18 protein-coding genes and 1 tRNA gene are annotated in these 18,036 nt (G+C 60.8%); 6 read left to right on the top strand and 13 right to left on the bottom strand.

What is annotated here, in order from left to right; all coding sequences use genetic code 11:
- Nucleotides 1-127: 127 nt before the first annotated feature.
- The 3 genes from dph5 to B2G88_RS03020 form a co-directional block, all read right to left on the bottom strand.
- A complete protein-coding gene (gene dph5, locus B2G88_RS03030; protein ID WP_087713932.1) occupies nt 128-901 on the bottom strand; it encodes a diphthine synthase in 774 nt (257 codons plus the stop codon).
- A 218-nt stretch (nt 902-1,119) separates the two neighbouring features.
- Entirely contained in the window at nt 1,120-1,524 is a 405-nt protein-coding gene (locus B2G88_RS03025; RefSeq protein WP_054863043.1) for a RidA family protein, read from the bottom strand.
- A gap of 72 nt (nt 1,525-1,596) precedes the next feature.
- Entirely contained in the window at nt 1,597-2,022 is a 426-nt protein-coding gene (locus B2G88_RS03020; RefSeq protein WP_054863042.1) for a Rieske (2Fe-2S) protein, read from the bottom strand.
- Between the two features lie 114 nt (nt 2,023-2,136).
- Between B2G88_RS03020 and B2G88_RS03015 the strand changes: the two genes are divergently transcribed.
- Both B2G88_RS03015 and B2G88_RS03010 read left to right on the top strand, forming a co-directional pair.
- The gene (locus tag B2G88_RS03015) at nt 2,137-3,159 is read left to right on the top strand and encodes a class I SAM-dependent methyltransferase (RefSeq protein WP_054863041.1); all 1,023 of its coding nucleotides are present in this window, start codon (nt 2,137-2,139) and stop codon (nt 3,157-3,159) included.
- A 126-nt stretch (nt 3,160-3,285) separates the two neighbouring features.
- Nucleotides 3,286-3,359, top strand: a tRNA-Thr gene (locus B2G88_RS03010).
- 266 nt (nt 3,360-3,625) lie between these two features.
- On the opposite strand, the gene B2G88_RS03005 is transcribed toward B2G88_RS03010, so the two are convergent.
- The 3 genes from B2G88_RS03005 to B2G88_RS02995 form a co-directional block, all read right to left on the bottom strand.
- On the bottom strand, nt 3,626-4,882 hold the full coding sequence (locus B2G88_RS03005; RefSeq protein WP_087713931.1) for a magnesium transporter: 1,257 nt from the start codon (nt 4,880-4,882) through the stop codon (nt 3,626-3,628).
- A 43-nt stretch (nt 4,883-4,925) separates the two neighbouring features.
- A complete protein-coding gene (locus tag B2G88_RS03000; protein ID WP_245835281.1) occupies nt 4,926-5,333 on the bottom strand; it encodes a DUF2391 domain-containing protein in 408 nt (135 codons plus the stop codon).
- 554 nt (nt 5,334-5,887) lie between these two features.
- On the bottom strand, nt 5,888-6,619 hold the full coding sequence (locus tag B2G88_RS02995) for a hypothetical protein (protein WP_087713929.1): 732 nt from the start codon (nt 6,617-6,619) through the stop codon (nt 5,888-5,890).
- A 266-nt stretch (nt 6,620-6,885) separates the two neighbouring features.
- Between B2G88_RS02995 and B2G88_RS02990 the strand changes: the two genes are divergently transcribed.
- Nucleotides 6,886-7,638, top strand: coding sequence for a CatB-related O-acetyltransferase (locus B2G88_RS02990; protein WP_176393164.1), 753 nt, complete (start codon nt 6,886-6,888; stop codon nt 7,636-7,638).
- Nucleotides 7,639-7,655: 17 nt separating this feature from the next.
- Here B2G88_RS02990 and B2G88_RS02985 read toward each other — a convergent pair whose 3' ends face one another.
- The 3 genes from B2G88_RS02985 to B2G88_RS02975 are packed head-to-tail and all read right to left on the bottom strand — an operon-like array spanning nt 7,656 to nt 9,655.
- Nucleotides 7,656-8,360 carry an energy-coupling factor transporter transmembrane component T family protein gene (locus B2G88_RS02985; protein ID WP_054863039.1) on the bottom strand — a complete coding sequence of 235 codons (705 nt, stop codon included), beginning with the start codon at nt 8,358-8,360 and terminating at the stop codon, nt 7,656-7,658.
- Complete coding sequence (locus tag B2G88_RS02980; protein WP_054863038.1) at nt 8,354-9,073, bottom strand: energy-coupling factor ABC transporter ATP-binding protein; 720 nt, start codon at nt 9,071-9,073, stop codon at nt 8,354-8,356. Before B2G88_RS02980 ends, B2G88_RS02985 begins: the two co-directional genes overlap by 7 nt.
- 3 nt (nt 9,074-9,076) lie before the next feature.
- Complete coding sequence (locus tag B2G88_RS02975) at nt 9,077-9,655, bottom strand: biotin transporter BioY (RefSeq protein ID WP_087713927.1); 579 nt, start codon at nt 9,653-9,655, stop codon at nt 9,077-9,079.
- 498 nt (nt 9,656-10,153) lie between these two features.
- Between B2G88_RS02975 and B2G88_RS02970 the strand changes: the two genes are divergently transcribed.
- Nucleotides 10,154-14,410: a DUF7282 domain-containing protein gene (locus tag B2G88_RS02970; RefSeq protein WP_087713926.1), complete on the top strand. Its 4,257-nt coding sequence runs from the start codon at nt 10,154-10,156 to the stop codon at nt 14,408-14,410.
- Nucleotides 14,411-14,472: 62 nt separating this feature from the next.
- Here the strand turns inward: B2G88_RS02970 and B2G88_RS02965 are convergent, their stop codons facing one another.
- Complete coding sequence (locus tag B2G88_RS02965) at nt 14,473-14,763, bottom strand: DUF7545 family protein (protein WP_054863037.1); 291 nt, start codon at nt 14,761-14,763, stop codon at nt 14,473-14,475.
- Nucleotides 14,764-14,907: 144 nt separating this feature from the next.
- On the opposite strand from B2G88_RS02965, the gene B2G88_RS02960 reads away from it, so the two are divergent.
- On the top strand, nt 14,908-15,051 hold the full coding sequence (locus B2G88_RS02960; protein ID WP_449406691.1) for a DUF7557 family protein: 144 nt from the start codon (nt 14,908-14,910) through the stop codon (nt 15,049-15,051).
- An 8-nt stretch (nt 15,052-15,059) separates the two neighbouring features.
- On the opposite strand, the gene B2G88_RS02955 is transcribed toward B2G88_RS02960, so the two are convergent.
- The gene (locus B2G88_RS02955) at nt 15,060-15,533 is read right to left on the bottom strand and encodes a DUF5799 family protein (RefSeq protein WP_087713925.1); all 474 of its coding nucleotides are present in this window, start codon (nt 15,531-15,533) and stop codon (nt 15,060-15,062) included.
- A gap of 131 nt (nt 15,534-15,664) precedes the next feature.
- Between B2G88_RS02955 and B2G88_RS02950 the strand changes: the two genes are divergently transcribed.
- Nucleotides 15,665-16,327 (top strand): hypothetical protein, encoded by a 663-nt coding sequence (locus B2G88_RS02950; protein WP_087713924.1) that lies wholly within the window; start codon nt 15,665-15,667, stop codon nt 16,325-16,327.
- A 259-nt stretch (nt 16,328-16,586) separates the two neighbouring features.
- Here B2G88_RS02950 and B2G88_RS02945 read toward each other — a convergent pair whose 3' ends face one another.
- Both B2G88_RS02945 and B2G88_RS02940 read right to left on the bottom strand, forming a co-directional pair.
- On the bottom strand, nt 16,587-16,898 hold the full coding sequence (locus B2G88_RS02945; protein WP_054863034.1) for a DUF3006 domain-containing protein: 312 nt from the start codon (nt 16,896-16,898) through the stop codon (nt 16,587-16,589).
- On the bottom strand, nt 16,895-17,941 hold the full coding sequence (locus B2G88_RS02940; RefSeq protein WP_087714283.1) for a ComEC/Rec2 family competence protein: 1,047 nt from the start codon (nt 17,939-17,941) through the stop codon (nt 16,895-16,897). Before B2G88_RS02940 ends, B2G88_RS02945 begins: the two co-directional genes overlap by 4 nt.
- Nucleotides 17,942-18,036 lie beyond the last annotated feature (95 nt).

The following is an 18,036-nucleotide window of genomic DNA, read 5'->3' as shown; positions in this document are numbered from 1 at the left end:
AACGCCCGTATGACAGATCCAAAGGATAATAATTTAGTTGGTAGGTCCGGGTGTGGGTGATGACTGTGCGCTGTGCGATTCGGTACCGTATCGACGCTACCCGCACAGCAGAGACCGTGCACTCGAGTTAGGCAATCTCGAGGGCGCCCCTGTCGGCTCCGGCCAGTTCGACGAGCGCATCGGCCTCGAGCAGGTGACAGTCTCCGGGGATCACGAGCAGATGCAGCGGATCACCGAACTCCCGATCTGCGAGTTCGTCCATCGTCCCGGCTTCGACGAGCGGGTCGGGACTGCCTGCTCGAGCGACGACGACGCCGACGAGGTCGGGGTATTCCTCGGCGAGTAGTTCTGCACCCGTACTTGCGGTCATGTACTCCTCGCGTGCGGCTTTGATATCGAGGTAGACGACGGTATGAAGGCCGTCTGCCCGATTGTCGTCGATTGTATTCGTGACGCTCGCGGGCAACCCATCCGCGCCGTGGGCGTAGGGAAACGGAAGCGTCGTTGCCTTCCCAAACCGATAGTTCTGCAGTCCTGTAAGTGAACTGGTAGCCGTCTGGGCAGTGACGCCGTGGATCACGTGTGTCTCGATTCCGCGCTCGTGTGCCCGGAGTCGGAGGTCGACGTGCGTCGTCGAAATCATCGTGTCTCCCGCAGTCAGGAAAGCGACGTCCTCGTCTTTGGCGGCTGCGAGGATATCGTCCGGTTCCTGTTCGACGCCAGCGCGGTCTCGAACCTCGATGTCAGTTTCGTAGGCGGCCTCGAGGTCCTCGAGTGTCGTGCCGATGAGTTTGCTGGTGTAGAACTCGGCATAGGCGCGATCAGCGTCTCGAAGGGCGTCCCGACCTTCGACGGTGATCGAACGGTCGTCGTAGAGGCCAAGCCCGATGAAGGTGAGCATAGCATTTCGTAGTCACAGGCGCGGCTATAAGCTTTCGAGTCCGCAGTTTTTCGTGGTGACGAGTGGCGGTGTGGGTGTGCCTCGAGAAGAGAACAGCGGTTCGATCAACCCTTGCTGGAGTGGGTTATAGTAACAACTTCAACTAGTTACACACTGATCGCCGAGCCATCTGGCGATCAGGTGTGCAGTGACTTGTAGTGGCTACTACAGGTCTCCGATCACGTCTGCTCGGCATGACCGTCGACGATTGCGACGGCTTCGATTTCGACGCAGTGGGCCGAATCGATGAGCCGTTGGACTTCGACCATGCTGGTTGCCGGTCGAATCGTCTCGAACACATCGCCGTGTGCCTGTCCAATCTCTTCCCACTCCTCAATATCTGTGACGTACAACCGCGTTCGGACGACATCCTCGAGGCTTGCGTTCGCCTCCTCGAGTGCACTCGAAATGAGTTCGAGGGCGTATGTCGTCTGTGCGTACGGATCTGCAGGTGCAACCACGTCGCCGTTTTCGTCCGTTGCTGTCGTCCCCGAGACGTGGATGTGTGACCCCGCGCGGATAGCTCGCGAGTAGCCGACGTGTGATTCCCACTCAGTGCCGCTCGAGATCGTCGTCCGTTCCATACGCTGTGTTTCCGGTTTGAGGTATAAAATCAGTCGTCGTCTCCACACCAGCCGTCCTGAATCGGTTCCTGCTTAAAACGAGATATGCGATGTCGACGATGGTCCGTTATTGTCGTCGCGGTCCGACTCCTCGATTCCGCCGTCATGGAGATACGACAGGTCGTCATCAGTAAGATAAACGGTGCCGTCCTCGGTGGCAACGTCAACCGACGGCAACGTTGTGTCCGCAGCGTCGCCGTTGTCACAGTAGCCCGAACACGAGTCGAACATCGAGCCGTGTCGTGGACAGATGACCTGGCCGTCGCGTATTGCCGCCCCACGGCCCATATCCAGTCGCTGTGCTTCGTGCGTACAGCGGTTGACCCAGGCTTCGGCACCGTCCTCGCAGGGAACGAGCAGCACCTCCTCGAGTTCGCCGTGTCCATCCCGGCCCGTAAACAACCACGACCCGTCTTCGTGTACCGTCTCGACGCTTGTCAGTCGCATCCGAGCGCTCATGCCCGCCTCTTGTCGTGATCGAAGGAAAACGTTCGTATCGGGAGACGGGTTTGCGAACGCGGGTACACGTGCACAAAACGTCAGCGTTACACCACCGGCCGGTTCAGTACCGATATGGAAGTGCCGTGTGTCCGCGTCGCCCGCGAGTCGGGGGAGCAAACGCGTCGCGAACTGGCAGACGCGGACCTGATCGACGACGACTACGAGATTACGGTCGAAGACGGAACGCTCTACATTCCGGTGACCGACCGCGACGCCGTGACCGACGAGTTCGACCTCGTCTCGAGACGTGTCGACGAACGCGAAACGCAGACCCGGCCCGCCGACATTCTCGAGTTCGATCCCTCTTACGAGCGCCTCGGGACGGCCGCGTTGCTCGACGAAGACGACCCCGAACGCGCCCAGGAAATCGCGACAGCGATCCTCGAGTCCGATTTGCCGGTCGAGACGGTCCTCAATAAGGCCTCGAAGGTGAAAGGTGAGACACGCGTTCGCGACTGGGAGCTACTGGCCGGCGAGAACACCGAGGTCGTCCACCGCGAGTACGGCTGTGAGTTCGCGCTCGATTTAGCCGCAGTCTACTTTTCGCCGCGACTGGCGACCGAACGCCATCGCATCACACAACAGGTTGAGACGGGCGAGCGAGCGTTCGATATGTTCGCTGGCGTCGGCCCCTTCGTGATCCCGTTCGCCAAACGCGGCGCCGAGTGCGTCGGGGTGGATATCAATCCGGATGCCATCGCGTACCTTCGTGAAAACGCGCGTCGGAACGACGTTGTCGACGACGTGACGGCAATCTGTGCGAACGTCCGAACACTCGCCGACCCGGACAGAGAACAGCCGTCCACGACGAAAGGTGGTGCACCCAACTACGACAACTGGGCCGACCGCATCGTAATGAACCTCCCCCACAGCGCCGACGAATTCCTCGAGACCGCGGTCGCACTCGCCGGCGATGAGTGCGTGCTCCACTACTACGACATCCAGCACGAAGACGACCCGTTTGGCCCCGGCGAGCGCACGATTCGTGCTGTCGCCGAACCCGAGTATGACGTGACTGTCGAGACACGCCACACCGTCCGCTCGTATGCTCCGCATGAACTGAACGTCTGTCTAGACGTTCGCCTCGAGCGCTAATCGGTTGGTTTGGGACTCTCGAGTCCCGCACGACAGAGAGACCCACGCACTGCGTTCACACGAGCGATTTGATTCGCAATCCTTATGCCCTTCATCCCACCTATCTGTAAGTACACTCGAATCGGTGCCGGTGTAGCTCAGACTGGCAGAGCGAATCCTTCGTAAGGATTAGGTCGAGGGTTCAAATCCCTCCACCGGCTCTTTCTGTGACGAACGGACGTGAGGAGTAACAGAGCGACTGGAGGGATTTGAAGTAGACGAGACGCTCGCTTCGCTGCGCGTCTCGGCGTCGTTCAAATCCTCTACCGGCCCCTACTGAATTACTGATAATCCGGCCTTGTTAAAATGCTCTGTTGTTGATAGTTCTAACGTGTTTTGAATAAGTATCGCCAATCACATAGATAGAGCGGTCGGCTTGGAACCATCAGACCGGTCATCATTTAGTAGACAGAAAGCAACCGGCGACTTATAACAGGACTGCTTGGGCCAATCCGAGGAAGACAAAAAAGCCCAGCACATCGGTTGCCGTGGTGATGAAGATCGTCGCAGAGGTTGCCGGATCGTATCCTATTCGGTCGAGCAACAGCGGCGTGATGGCACCAAAAAAGCCTGCGATGACGAGATTTGCGACCATCGAGATACCAATAACGGCCCCGAGTAAGAGGCCAAACTCACCGAACGAAAAGGCGATAGCGATCACGGCGACAAGCACGCCGGTAATCATCCCATTGACCGCACCGGCAACCACTTCGTTGAAGATGACACGTTTGCCAGTGTTGAGTGACACCTCACCGAGTGAAATCCCACGAACCGTGACTGCCATCGCTTGTGTCCCAGCATTTCCACCCATCCCGGCGACAACCGGCATGTATGCTGCCAAGATAGCGACGGCAGCGATAGTTGACTCGAACAACCCAACGACCGCTGCAGCCATAAACGCCGTTCCGAGGTTCAGGATCAACCACTTATATCGCCTCCGTACCTTCGTTCCCGGACCGTCGAGAACGCTCTCCTCCTCAGCGACGCCGGTGAACTCATAGAGTGTCTCCCCACGTGCCTCTTCGAGCAGCCGCAGCAAGTCTTCGGAGTGAATCACTCCAAGGATGTCTTCCTCTTCATCAAGTACGGCAACGGAACGCTCACGATTTTGCTTGAACACCTCAAGAACCTCTTCGTCTTCGCGATCATATCGGATGTGTGGCGTCTCTTGGACGTAGTCACTGATCGTTTCGGTTTCCTCATCAGCCACGGATAGCGCTGTGCCGGGGAGTTCGCCACGTAACTCGCCATCGTCAGTGACGAAAATCGTCGGAACCTGTCCTGTTCTCTCCTCGAACCGACGAACACGTTCGACTACTTCGGGGAAGTTCCGTGCTTCATCGACGGTAACATAATCGAGACTCATCACTCCGGCTGCACTTTCAGGATCAAACGAGAGCAGAAATTCGATTTTCTTGCGGCGCTCGCCATTGAGCGTTGCGAGCATTGCCTCACGTGTCTCCTTGTTAGTGTATCCGAGAACGTCCGTCACCTCGTCTGGATCGAGCGGGTCGATAAACGTCTCCAATTCACCTTGACTCATGTCCGCGATGAGGTGTCCTTTCACGTCTTCGGTGAGTCCGAAGAACACGTCCCGCCACTCGTTCACTGGCAGGTCTGTGAACGGAGACGATGGCTCCGAAGCCATCGCAACTGCCTCTTGTATTTCCCTTTGCCGAGTCATGTGCTGAGTATATAAGCCGAGCACCAAATTATGACCGGTTGCGCTATCGTGAAAAGACGCTATCGGCAGTGGCTGCTCCAACGACATTGAACACAGAACCAACGCTGATTGTTTTGAACGTGATGAGTGCTATTTCGCGGTTAGATTCGACGGATTCGAGAACCGTATCCCGTGCATCGAACAGGAGTGCCAAGATCGTCACTGAACCGAACGCGACCATCATCAACGAAAAAGATTGGACAGGGATTCTAGCAATACGTTGTTCAGTAGTTGGATCTCGCTTCGTATCCGCTTTGTACAGCATTGCGTATCCGATACCACACACGACGCCGATTGTGGCTACTGCCTGTAGGAGACTCATATTCTCTGCGAAGAGCCAGACTTCTTCGGTCACCACGAACGGCCCAGCAAGGAGAAACCAACCGACGATCTGTTGGGCAGAGTCAGCCACCGAAACTTTCGTTCTCCGCAGTTGGCGAGGTGGTGATGTCTTCGCACGGGAGCCGGTGGCAACGACAGTCCCCCACCCCTCGCCATTTCGAAAATCGAGACTGTCCGTATTAACTGTGCTTCCGAAGTACTTTGGGAACCCACACGAAGGTGTGGGGGTGAGATGACTGCGGGTGGTGATCAGTCAACGCCCGCAGTGGGTATTCCGCTCCTCGAAAGAAAGCGCTGAAGCCAAAACGGATTGGTGGTACTCCTTCTCGGTCTCGAGAACGATGAGACGATTAGCACTACCGTTCGAAACGGTCCCGCTCGAGCTGTGATGCAGAAGGCGACGAAAGTAGTCGTGGCGAGGAGTAAACGAGAACCGAGTCGGTGTCTGGCTGAGGACACAGTACGGCTGTGCTCGCTCGCCACCCGAGTATTATTTCTATCTCGAGTTAAATTTATCGGAGAATATCCGCTGTCTGGGACGATGGTGTGACATCGCCAGTTTGGGGCCGATCTCTGTTCGCACCTCTCACGAGTACATCGAGCGTGACGTTCGAACCGTCGTAGTCACGCCGTTGGGTCAGCGTGGGCTGCGTGCCAGTCTTTACACGCCTGTTCGATTCTGGTCTCGAGTTGCCGGTCGGGATCGCTTGCGTCGAGGTCGATTTCGAACGTCCGCTCGTATTCCTCGAGTATGTCGGCGTCGGTGTCCAGAGTTCCAGCATCGGCACCCGTGTCTAACAACCGATCAATAACGACTGCAACGGCACCGTGTGGGTTCGTGGGGTCGTCGAGTGTGATTTCGAACGTACGCTCGACGGTGAGTTCCTGGTCTGTGCCCTGGTACAGATATGACCCCGAGAACTCGAGGTCGTGGGCTGCGCTTTCGCTGACGTTGCTCTGTGTGAACGTCATCGAATCAGGACTGGCGGCGTCCGTTTCTGACTCCTGTTCGTCATCGCTCTGTAACTGCTCGCGACCGAACGCCGACAGCGAGTCCCACTCGAGGCGGTCGCCGACGTCCTCGAGGACTTCGCCGAGTGTGTCCGTCGGCTCGAGGCTTCGTTCGCTGTCGTCGCGGGTGACGAATCGCTGGGATTCTTCTTCGACATCGGCCTGAAAGACGGTATCCGTCCGGTCGTCGTAGAAGAGCGCCGTCGATTTCTGGTCCGCATTGGGGTTCATGATGCCGATATAGGTCGGTTCGCGGTCGGGGGCCTCGTAGTCGTCGAGTGGCCACTCGTCGTGGACGAGCGTGTCACTATCGGCGTCGTCTCCTGTTGATGGATCGTGACTCATTGTGTGCCCAGTCGGTCCCTCCACGGTGAGCGGTTAATTTTATGCCCCGGATACAGCGTGTGACCTGTCTCCGCGCTCAGACGGCGAACTGTTGGCACATCTGAGACGGGCGACCGCGCCCCCAGTAGATCGCTGTAAGAAGACGCTATCTGAATGTACGCCTGCTGACTACGGAGTATGGAGTGCCTTTGACCAATCACAGTAACCGAGTGTATGATTCAATTCAGTGAACTATATAGCGCAGGCTGTTGGGCCGTTTCCTAACTGTGAGCCTCGAGACCGTCATGAACCGGGCGCTGTCAGTGCTTGGCTACCCGAGCGCAATCCACGGCGTACTCAACCGACACACTGACGCACTCGAGTTGGCTGTGGCCCCGTCTGCACGACTCTCGAGGGGGTGTCTCCTTCGTGGAACGATTGATCTCGGCCCTCGGACGCGGTTGAGTCGGGGCTGTGTACTCAGCGGGGATGTGACTGTCGGACGAGGCACGAACCTCGAGCCGAACTGCGATCTAATCGGGGACGTCTCGCTCGGCAACTACTGTGCGATTGCTCGAGATTGCATTTTTCAGGAGACAAACCACAAGCTCGACCAGCCATCGTTACAGATTCGACTGTATGACGAAGTTCTCGACAGCGGGCTCGAGGTCACCTCGAATGGGGCGATTACGGTCGGCAATGACGTCTGGATCGGGGCGCGTGCGGTTGTCCTCTCGGGCGTCACGATTGGCGACGGGGCAGTGATCGGTGCCGGTTCAATCGTCACTGATGATGTCGAGCCGTACGCCGTTGTTGCCGGCGTCCCGGCCGAACGTATCAAATGGCGATTTCCCGACGATATCAGGGAGCGACTGCTCGATCTCGAGTGGTGGGAGTGGGACGAAGACCGGATTCGAGCGAACCAGCCGTTTTTCGACCGTGAACTCGATGTTCCCGAAGACGTTCCGCCTCCTGCCGGTCTCGAGGCGACGGCAGAGGGCGACTCGAGCAGCGATCAGGTGCCGTTTTCGTCGGTGTAGGTCTCGCGGGGTCATGGTCACAGCACTGCTGTCAGCCCGAGCGCCAACGCGAAGACGAGCACGCCCCAATCACGCCTCGAGAACGCAAGCGGCGGAAGCGTCGGATTCCAGGCGAAACACCGCGCTTGCAGGGCGAGCGAGAGCCGATCAGCTCGCTCGAACGCTCGCGCAAGGCTGCGAATGCCGAGCGTGCTAGCGCGCTCGAGTGCGCTCCGTTCGGTTCCAAGTCGGGCAGCCATCGCGTCCCGAATGGTTGTGATGTCGCGCTGAATCACCGGCAGGAATCGGAAGACGAGCGCGATGCCGATGCCAAGTAATTGGCCCGGTTTGCCCGGAATCGTCCGCTGGATCGCGGCTCTCGAGTGCCGGATCGGCGTCGAGCGGACGTAGGCGGCGCTGACGAGGAGGATGAGCACCACGCGGTAACTGGCCTGCAGGGAGGCTTGTCCGTCGGCCCAGTCGATCCAGGTTGGCCCGAGTGTGAGCGCGGCGATCAGCGGGGCAATTACGAGGATGGCGAGCGCGAATCGGAAGGCGACGAGCGTCCGAATGAGGTGGACGCGCGTGCTGTACAGGATACCGGCCGTCAGCAGTGAAAGGACGGCCAGTGCTGGGATCGTAGTGTGTGCCAGCGCTGTTGTGGCGAACCCGATCTGGACCGCGAGTTTTGCGCGCGGATCGAGCCGGTGAGCCAGGGTGTCGTCGGGTTCGTAGGTCAACATCGTTCGCGGGTAGTTTCCGGAATCCGGATCGCGAGTGACTCGAGGTCGGCGAGTGCCCGCGTCGGCGCGTCATCGACAACGACCTGTCCCGCCTGCATGGCGACGACGCGGTCCGCAAGGGAGAACACGTCACGCAGGTCGTGTGTCGCAAGCACGACGCCGGTTCCCGCGGCCGAGAGCGACTCGAGGCGCTCGAGGACGGATCGGCGGGCGGGGTCGTCGAGTCCGGTGAAGGGTTCGTCGAGGACGAGGTGACTCGGCTCCATCGCGAGCGCGCCAGCGATGGCGACGCGAGACTGCTCACCGCCCGAAAGTGCGTCGATGCGCTCGGCTTTGCGCCCCGCAAGGTTCACCGCCTCGAGCGCATTTTCGACGCGTCGGTCGATCTCGTCGCACTCGAGGCCGAGATTTTCGGGGCCGAAGGCGACGTCGGCACCCACGGTCGCGGCGACGAACTGATCACGTGGGTGCTGAAAGACCATGCCGACACTCGAGCGGGCGGCGACCACGTTGTCGGCGACTGGCGTGCCATCGACGACGACGGTTCCCGAATCGGGCTCGAGCAGGCCGTTACAGTGGCGCAACAGGGTCGTCTTCCCGCTGCCGTTTGCGCCCGCGAGGAGGACGAACTCGCCGTCGCCGATCTCGAGTGAGAGATCCTCGAGGACGGGCACGTCGCCGAAGGCGTACGAGACGGATCGGAATTCGATCATCGACTAGTTGGCCACGTTGAGCCGGCCGCTTTTGACGATAGCGATTGCGGCGGCCAGTTTGAGCAGGTCGCCGGGGATAAACGGGATCATCCCAACGAGGAGCGCCTCCCACAGGTCCAGCCGGAGCACCTGGGCCATGTAGCTGACGCCTATGCCGTAGATGACGACCAGCCCGGCAAGAAGCGCGATGACGACGAGGATAAGTGGCTGTTCAGCGGGGTCGCGCAGGTCCGTGCCGCGGTGGACGAACAGACCGATGAGACCCGCGGCGATGGGGTAGGACCAGAGGTAGCCGCCCGTCTCACCAACGAGCACGCCAAAGCCGGTTTCCATCCCCGCGAAGACCGGAACGCCGACCGCGCCCGCGGCGAGATAGAGTACCATCGAAAAACTTCCCCACAGCGGGCCGAGTACGAGGCCAGCGAGGAAGACGAACAGTACTTGCAGCGTGATCGGTGCCGGCCCAATTGGTATTGCGACGGGCGCAGATGCGCCAATAAGCACAGCGAGCAGCGCTGCGCGTGCGAACGAGCGGACGACATCGCCCTCGACGAGGTCGACCGACTGCTGGTCAGTTGCCATGCCAGACGCTCGCTCGTAAACAGTAATCAAAACATCGGTTTACGAACCTAGTGATATCGTAATCCGTGGCTCGAGGAGACGGCTGCCTGCGGTGGATATACACGCCGAAACACCGGGCTTCCTCTCACGTACGTGGCTACTCGAGGCTGGCCGGCCGCGGGCAGCGACAGCGCTCGAGGTGTCACTGTGCGGTCGATTGAGGCCGGTTCAGTCTGGCGAAACGGTGAGTAATACGGGATTGTATCCGCTGGCTAACCGAAACGACCGGCGTGTTTATGCGTCGATTCGGTCCCGTGGTCGGAAACCAATGCAATCCGGTAGTGCAACTGCTGACGACCGATGGTATTGCGACGCGGGGGCGAAACAGCGGTGCTATGGCGTGGGATGGGACGGTTCGATTGAGGAGGAATCACACTGCGCGCGACCCGCGTGGATGCGACCAGAACGCGACCAGCAACTGGCTGGATCAACTGTGGCGAGTGCCGGTGGGCGTGGCCTATGAGGTGGCAACAGGGAGCACTCGGTGTCGTGCTGATCGCCGCGTTGATGATCACAAGCGTCGTCGCGTTGCCGTTGCTCGGCGGCGGGGTCACCCCGTTCGCGGACGGCACTGCCGACGGTGAGGAGACGCCAGACGACGAGACTGTGCTGACGGACGTTGACGCACAACAGGACGGCGACGATGACGGTAGCGACGGAGCCGACGACCAGTCGACCCCTGAGACGACCAGTCAGGGTAATGTCGAGGTACTGGCACTCGAGTCGCCAATCGGATTGGACGACACAGACGCAGAGGCGGATGCCGACACAGCTGAGACCGACGCGGCAGCCACGCAGGATGACCCCGACGTTCCTGACGCCGTCGAAGCCGGTGTCGAGGAGGGTGTCGAACTTGCTCAGTCCCAAGGTGTCGAGGTGACGCAGGAACAGCACGCAGCGGCGCTCGAGGCGGCGAGTGCCGCGGCGAGCCAGCATCAAGAAGCCGATGCCGAGCAGGTCCAGGAGGCGACGAAAGGGGCGGTCCACGGCTCGATGATGCAAGAGCAAGAGGTGAACGCGACGCAGGTCCAGTACGCAGTCGGTGGCGCAACTGATGGCGCGCTGGCCCAGCACCAGACGGTCACCGCGACCCAGATGCAGAGTGCCACCTGGGGCGCGACCCACGGTGCGCTCGCGCAGGAACAGCGCGTGACTGTCGAGCAGATTCAGGTTGCAACCTACGGCGCGGCCGCCGGTGCGGCGAGCGAAGCCGGCGAGCGTGACATCGAGCGAACGCCGAAGATTCAGGAAGCCGCACAAGGTGCAGCCTACGGCGTCCTCGAGCAGTATCAGAAGATCACTGTCGAGCAGCGCCAGCAGGTCACGCTCGAGCACGTCCAGCACGCAGCAGCGGGAGCCTCGGCTGGTGCGCTCGAGGGGAGCACTGAGGCGGCACTCGAGCAGGCCCAGGATGTCGAGGTTGAACAGCACCAGCGCGTCGATATCAAGCAGATCCAGAAGGCGGCGACGGGCGCGGCGAAAGGTGCACTCGAGCAGCGCCAGGAAGTGAATGTCGAGCAGACCCAGTCCGCGGCCCGCGGGGCGAGCAAAGGCTCGCTGACACAGGTCCAGTCGGTGACGGTCGAGCAGGTCCAGCGCATTTCGATCACCCAGATTCAGGAAGCGGCCTTCGGTGCCTCGAAGGGGTCGATCTCCCAGAGCCAAGCGGCGAGCGTCGAGCAGATTCAGGCGGCGGCTGACGGGGCTGCACAGGGTAGCCTCACCCAGTATCAGGAGGTTTCGGTAACGCAGATCCAACACGCTGCGCTTGGCTCCTCGAAGGGGGCAGTTGAATCGGCAATCCAGCACCAGGTCATCGAAATCGAACAAATCCAGGCCGCTGCATACGGCGCTGGTCAGGGTGCGGTCACCCAGACGCAGGTCGTCGACGTCACGCAGGTCCAGACGCTCGCCCACGGTGCCTCGAGCGGCGCGCTCGTCCAGCATCAGGAGGCGACGGTCACGCAGATTCAGACGGCGGCCCAGACCGCCTGCGAGGAGACCGCTCGAGCGATCCAGTACCAGCAGATCAGCATCACGCAACTGCAGATTCTCACGCAGGACACTGCGGCCGATGCAACGGCGTACGCCGTCAGCGAGGACACTGACGACGTCACGCAGATCGTCCAGCACGTCCAAATCGAGATCACCCAGACAATCGAGGAGATCGACGAACTCGAGGGAACAGCCTCGATCACGTTCGCGGATCAGGAGTCCGACGGCGAGAGCGTCGTCGTCGACAGCGTCGACCTCTCGGAGGGCGGCTTCGTCGCGATCTACGACGGTGTCGCAACCGATGTGGACCCTGAAGCGGTCATCGGCGTCTCCGACTACCTCGAGAGCGGCGAACACGAGAATCTCGAGATCGGCCTCGATGAGTCGCTCGAGGAGAGCCAGCCGCTCGTCGCAGTCGTCCATCACGATACGACCGACGACCAGACGTTCCAGTACGTCGAGAGCGACGGCGCGGACGACGAGCCGTACGTCACCGCAAGCGGTGGCCCGGTTCTCGACGGCGCGTTCGTGACGGTCGGTGACGAGGAGCCAGACCCCGACCCAGAACCGGATCCCGAGGCAACGCTCTCGGTGAGCGACCAGACCGGTGACGGCGAGACGCTTCTCGTCGACGAGGCGAACGCGAGCGAGGACTACACCGTCGCGGCCGAGTACGACGGCGAGCGCGTCGACAGTGAGACGTTCGATGCGGACGAACCCGTGACCGGCCTCGAGATCGACCTCGAGCCAGCACTCGAGGACGAGACGACGGTCGACGTGTCCGTGCGCGCCAGCGACGACGACGAGACGCTGGCGAGTGAGACGATTACGTACACGCTCGAGGACGCTGACGACCCCGACGATCCCGGTGAAACCGACGCCGTCCTCGACGTGACCGACCAGACCGGCGACGGACAGACGCTGACGGTGCAAGAGACCAACGCCTCGGTCGAGTACATGCTGACGGCGACGGCCAACGAGACGGAACTGGTCGAAACCGAGCCGTTCGCGCCCGATACCGGATTGAACAACGAAACGGTCGACCTCGAGCAGCCGCTGACGGATAATGCGACGGTCGACGTCGCCCTCGAGTCGACCGACGAGGGCGAGACGCTGGCTGCGGACTCGCTCGAGTACACGGTCGATCCGACGTTCATGGTCGAGTTCACCGACTGCACGCGAGCGGAGGTGACCGGCAACTTCGAGGACGGCGAGCAAGTCGCTGCCAGCACCGGGTTCTACGACACTGCCGGCTACGGCAACACGATCATTGAGGACTTCATCACCGTTGGCGACGACATCGAGGCACCGTTTATCGGAACGATTGTGTTCGACATCGACGCCGACGATGGCGTCACGGAAACCGGCGAGGACGAAGTGACCGTCGGCGTCAACGACTACGGCGACTTCGGCACCGCGATCACGGGCATCAGTTCGGACGAAGCGATTCCGGTCGCTGGCATCGACCACCCACACCCGGATTCTGAGACCTGTCTCGAGGAGATCCGGCCCGAACAGCCCGACATCGGCGTCGAAGAAACTGAACCGCTCGAGGATGACGACGGGATCGACGTGACCTTCGGCTACGATAACCCGAACGACCAGCCGCTCGCGGTCATCAGCGAGTACGTCGAGGGAACGACCGAAGACGAGCCAGTCGGCGGACTCGAGCCCGGCGAGCACGAGTTCACGGCCCTGTGGACGCCCGAAACCGACGACGAACGACTCGTCTGGGAGGTCGATATGACCAACCACGGCTACGACGAGCCACTCACCGCCGAAACCGAGCCAGCGGGCGAGATCGACACGGACGACCCCGCAAACTACAGCGTCTCGATCACCGAGACGAACTCGCCCGTCGAGCAGGGTGACGCACTCGAGGTCGACGCCGACATCGAGAACATCGGCGACGAAGCCGGCGAGCAGAACGTCACGCTCTCGCTGGCCGAACTCGATCTCGAAGTGGATTCACAGACGGTCGAACTCGAGGGCGACGAGACTGAGTCGGTGACGTTGACCGCTGACACGGACGAGATCGAACCGGATGAGTACACCGCAGTCGTCGCGAGCGAAGACGACAGCGACGAGGTGCCGGTGACAGTCGAGGAAGCCGGTGAGGTCGCCGAGTTCGCAGTTAGTTTCGTCTTCGCTGATCCAGTCGCCTCCGTCGGTGAGGAGGTCACCGTCGAAGCAGACATCACGAACGTCGGCGACCTCGAGGGAACCCAGACCGTCACTTACAGCGTCGACGACGACCTCGTCGACGAGATGGAACTCGACCTCGAGGGCGGCGAGACCGAAACGCTCGAGTTCACGTCCGAAGCGGAAGAAGGGGAGTCGGTCCACGAAATTGCGACCGAGGACGATGCCGGGACGGCGACGGTCCAAGGGCTTGCCGATCCGGACGTGCCTGGAGTCGACGACGCTGACGAAACTGATGAGACGACAGAGGCCGACGCTGACGAGACGACGGAGACTGACGAGACCGAGCCGGTAACTGGTGACGAAGACGAAACTGGAGAAACCGACACGGACGAGTCCGACGAGACGACAGAATTGGATGAAACCGACGAGACGGGTGACCCCGATGAGTCCAGTGAGACGGACAATACTGACGGAGAACCGGGTGACACCGACAACTCACCGGACGCTGACGAACCGACAGGAGACGAGTCGACAGAACCGGCTGAGACGAACGAGCCAACGGCTGCGCTCACGTAGCTACCACACAGCCTCGGGGCACCAATTTTCTCCGAAAATCAGAACGACGAAAAGCGGCCCGCTTAGTGCTGGTGACCGGTCGCTTCGCCGAACGTCACGCCGAAGCGTTCTTCGAACAGATCCATGATGCGCGCTTCCTGGGCCTCGAGGTCTTCGTCTGTGTCCTGGCCGTGGTGTACGATGTGGTGGGCGCGGCTGGCGAACGACAGCAGCGCGATGTCGCCGACGGTTTCGGCGGTGGTCTGGTCGCCTTCGGCGACGAGGTCGACGAGGCCGGCCGGGATGGTCACGTCGTCGGTCGTTTCGTCGTCGGCTTCAATCGAGAGCGTAATTGTGTCTACGTCGTCGGACATACCCCTACGGTTGGGGAGCGTCCGTAAAGATGCTGTGGCTTTCGACGGATTTCCTGAAACTCGCCTTACGGTATGTTTCAGGCAGTAAAACGCCTGTTTCCCCGCGGCGTTTTTGCCTCTCGAAAGCGAAACTCGAGTGGAGCCATATCTCAGATTGAACTCGAGGGCGAAACGGTCGAGCGGGTAGACGGCCTGCGAATCGAAGACGAATCGTACGACGAACTGGTGACCGAACTGCTCAATATCTACGAGACGGGCGAACTGACGCTCTTTCACGCGGGCGACTGAGATCGGCGTTAGTCGCTGGTCTCGCTCGCGGCGGCCTCACAAACCGAGTTCCACTGCCCGTTCGATTTGATCTGGGCCTGTAGCTCGTCGGCATACTCCGCTGTGAGCTGTTCGGCCGCATCGCGTTTCGCGTCGTCGACGCCGCTACCGCCGCTCAGCCCAAGGGCACCCTTGATCGAATCGACGAGACCGCCCGAGGAACCGGAACTCGATCCGGCTCCGCCAGCGCCACCGCCACCCATCGCACCCATCCCCGACTCGATGTTCTCGAGTTCGGGCATGATCTGATCCAACTTGTCCGTGTTCGCCACCATCTGGGCGTTTTCAGGATCATCGGGATTGTCGATCTCGAGTTCGGTTGCCGTCATTACGAGACTCCACTGCTGACTCGAGAGCTCCGACTGGGCGATCCGCGAGGAAAACTCCTGGTCGACGCTCATTCGCGCACCGACGATCCGGTCCGTCCAGTTGCTGTCGCTCATACTCCCGGATTCGGCCGGTGTGTGTATCAGGGTTTCCCTCCCAGACGCCGCTGGCAGTAATACTGGCGGCGCTGACGGTACTGCGGTGCTGGCGGGAGAAAACATATATGTCAGCAAAGTACGCAGGTTGTATGAACAGACGTGCGGTTCTCGCGTCGGTCAGTGCGACCACAGCAAGTGCAATTGCGGGGTGTTCGACGCCAACATCTCGCACTCGCCCGGCCGAGTTCGACGACTGCAGTCAATCAATTATTCTCGCTGGCAATCTCCCCAACCCTGTTGTCTCGGAAGTCGAGACTGCTCTCGAGTCCGGCCAGTATCAGACACCTGGTGACCTCAGACTGCAGGAGGTGATGGGACCGAACACAACCCACATCCGCGTGTCCGGGCAGTACGTCGAGCCCCGAATCGACGCGGACGACGAGACCACCACGCTCGTCCTCGAGGAGTCAATCCCGAGACAGGGCGACCATGAACTCCCGATCAGAAATCGAACCGGCGAGGATATTGATGCCGCGATCACAGTCACGTACCAGCCACCGGGCAACGATGGCGACCCGGAGACGATTCGCGACGACCGCCTCGAGTTGTCCGTCGGCGAGAGCGAGACTGCTCCCGAAGCGTGGCATCGATACGGTCAGTACACTCTCGAGATCGAGTTCGACGACTCCGACCCACTCGAGGAATCGTGGTCCATTAGCCAGGGAACAACGCTTCATGGCCTCACACTCGAGTCGACGACTCGAGTGCAACTCGATCTGTCGGTTGCCGACATCGATCCCTGCCGCTGGTGATGGACGCCACGTTACTCGTGTCGTCACTAGATTACAACCGACTTCGGTCTGTACATGATGGCCCGAAGACGGCCCAACCCGCCATATGACGGGAAGATCCGGCTCAGGTCGCCGTCTGATGCCAATATGATTTGGCAGTATGGCTATTATCATCGAAACTGATGAATCATGTGCAGCGGGCGTCGTGGCTTCCCCGGCCCGCGTTCCGCTGAGTGTCATCCCACCACCTCACCCCACCCCACCTCCCCGGTGACGTGGATTATCCACCACTTTCGTTTCTCTCTTCATCGTCACTACCCGGCAACCGCTCGGAGAGGCGGTCGAATCGATCCTGTGTTCGTTCCCGACGCTCGCGTTCAGCCGCCGGTTTTGGAACTGCCTCGAGTAGCGTCTCGTCCTCGTACGTCAGTTCGAAGACGGCCCCCTCGTGTGCCGCTTCCGTTGCCCCCGCCGGCAGCGCCGTGATGGGTTCCGTGCGCTCGTCGACGACCTCGCCATCGTCCTCGAGCAAGAAGACGGCTGTCTCACCGTCGACGATCCGGTCGAGGACGGCAGTGTAGGTCGTCTTCATGTACTGACCAGCGCTCCGGGTGCTGCGAGTGCGTCCTGTGGACGCGGCTCAAGCAGCGATGCCGAGCCGTCGTCCTCTGCAGTCGCCTCGTGCTTACGGTCGAGCAGGGCTGCAGGGTCGCTCGAGGCGTCGTGCTCTGTCGTTACACTCACGTCTGTGCCGTTGCCTGTCTGCTCGACTGTGAGGGTAATATCGCCATGCACTGCCGTCCAGTAGGTGTCAACGTCGCGGTCATCAAAGTCCTCGAGAACCTCATCGTGTGGGTGTCCGTACTGGGACTCGAGTGCGCTCGAGATGACGGCGATTTCCGGCTCGACGGCGTCGAGGAACGGCTCAGTCGAGGAGGTTGACGAGCCGTGGTGGCCAGCCTGATAGGCGTCGGCTGCAAGGGCCTCGCCATGGTCGTCAACGAGTCGCTGTTCGGCATCGGCTTCGGCATCACCGGTCGTCAGGTACGCAAAGTCGCCAAACTCGAGGACAAGTGTGACGCTGTTGGAGTGCAAGTCGTCACCGGAGTCGCCTGCTGGCGGGTTCAGAACGGTTGCCGCGAGCGTTTCGTCCTCGAGTGGGAGGTCGTCACCATCCTGGACCTCGAATAGCTGGACGTCGTGGGTCTCGATGGCGTCGAGGTAGTTATCGTAGGTTTGGCTCGTGTGGGCGACACCCGAGTCGTAGGCCGCGCCGACGCCCTCGCCCTCAGTCTCGAGGTGTTCGATAATCGCCGCGTGACCGCCGATGTGATCGGCGTGGCCGTGCGTCGCGACTAGATGGTCGAGTCGGTCGATATCCTGTGTCTCGAGGGCGTCGATAACGCCACTCCCGTCGGCGCGCCAGTCACCCGAGTCGATCAGTATCGTCTCATCGTCGGGAGTGACGACCAGCGTCGCGTCAGCCTGTCCAACATCGAGATGCCGAATCTCGAGGGCGCCCGTGTCGACCTCGAGCGCGCTGTCTGCGCCGTTCTCGTCGGATTCGTCGCTGACTCCTTCGATTCCGAGGCCGCCGACACAGCCCGCGAGGGTGACGAGGAGTGCGACTGCCACGACTGCGCTCGTTCGGGTCACCTCTTGTTGGACGTGACGGAGAAGTATGGCAGTTTGGACTCCTCGAATCGCTATCCAGTTGCACCGCCACGGTC

The sequence above is a fragment of the Natronolimnobius baerhuensis genome, assembly GCF_002177135.1.
In the GTDB taxonomy this organism is placed as follows: Archaea; Halobacteriota; Halobacteria; order Halobacteriales; family Natrialbaceae; genus Natronolimnobius; species Natronolimnobius baerhuensis.
Note: the sequence above shows the minus strand (reverse complement) of the source record. Positions and strands in the feature narration are given on the sequence as shown.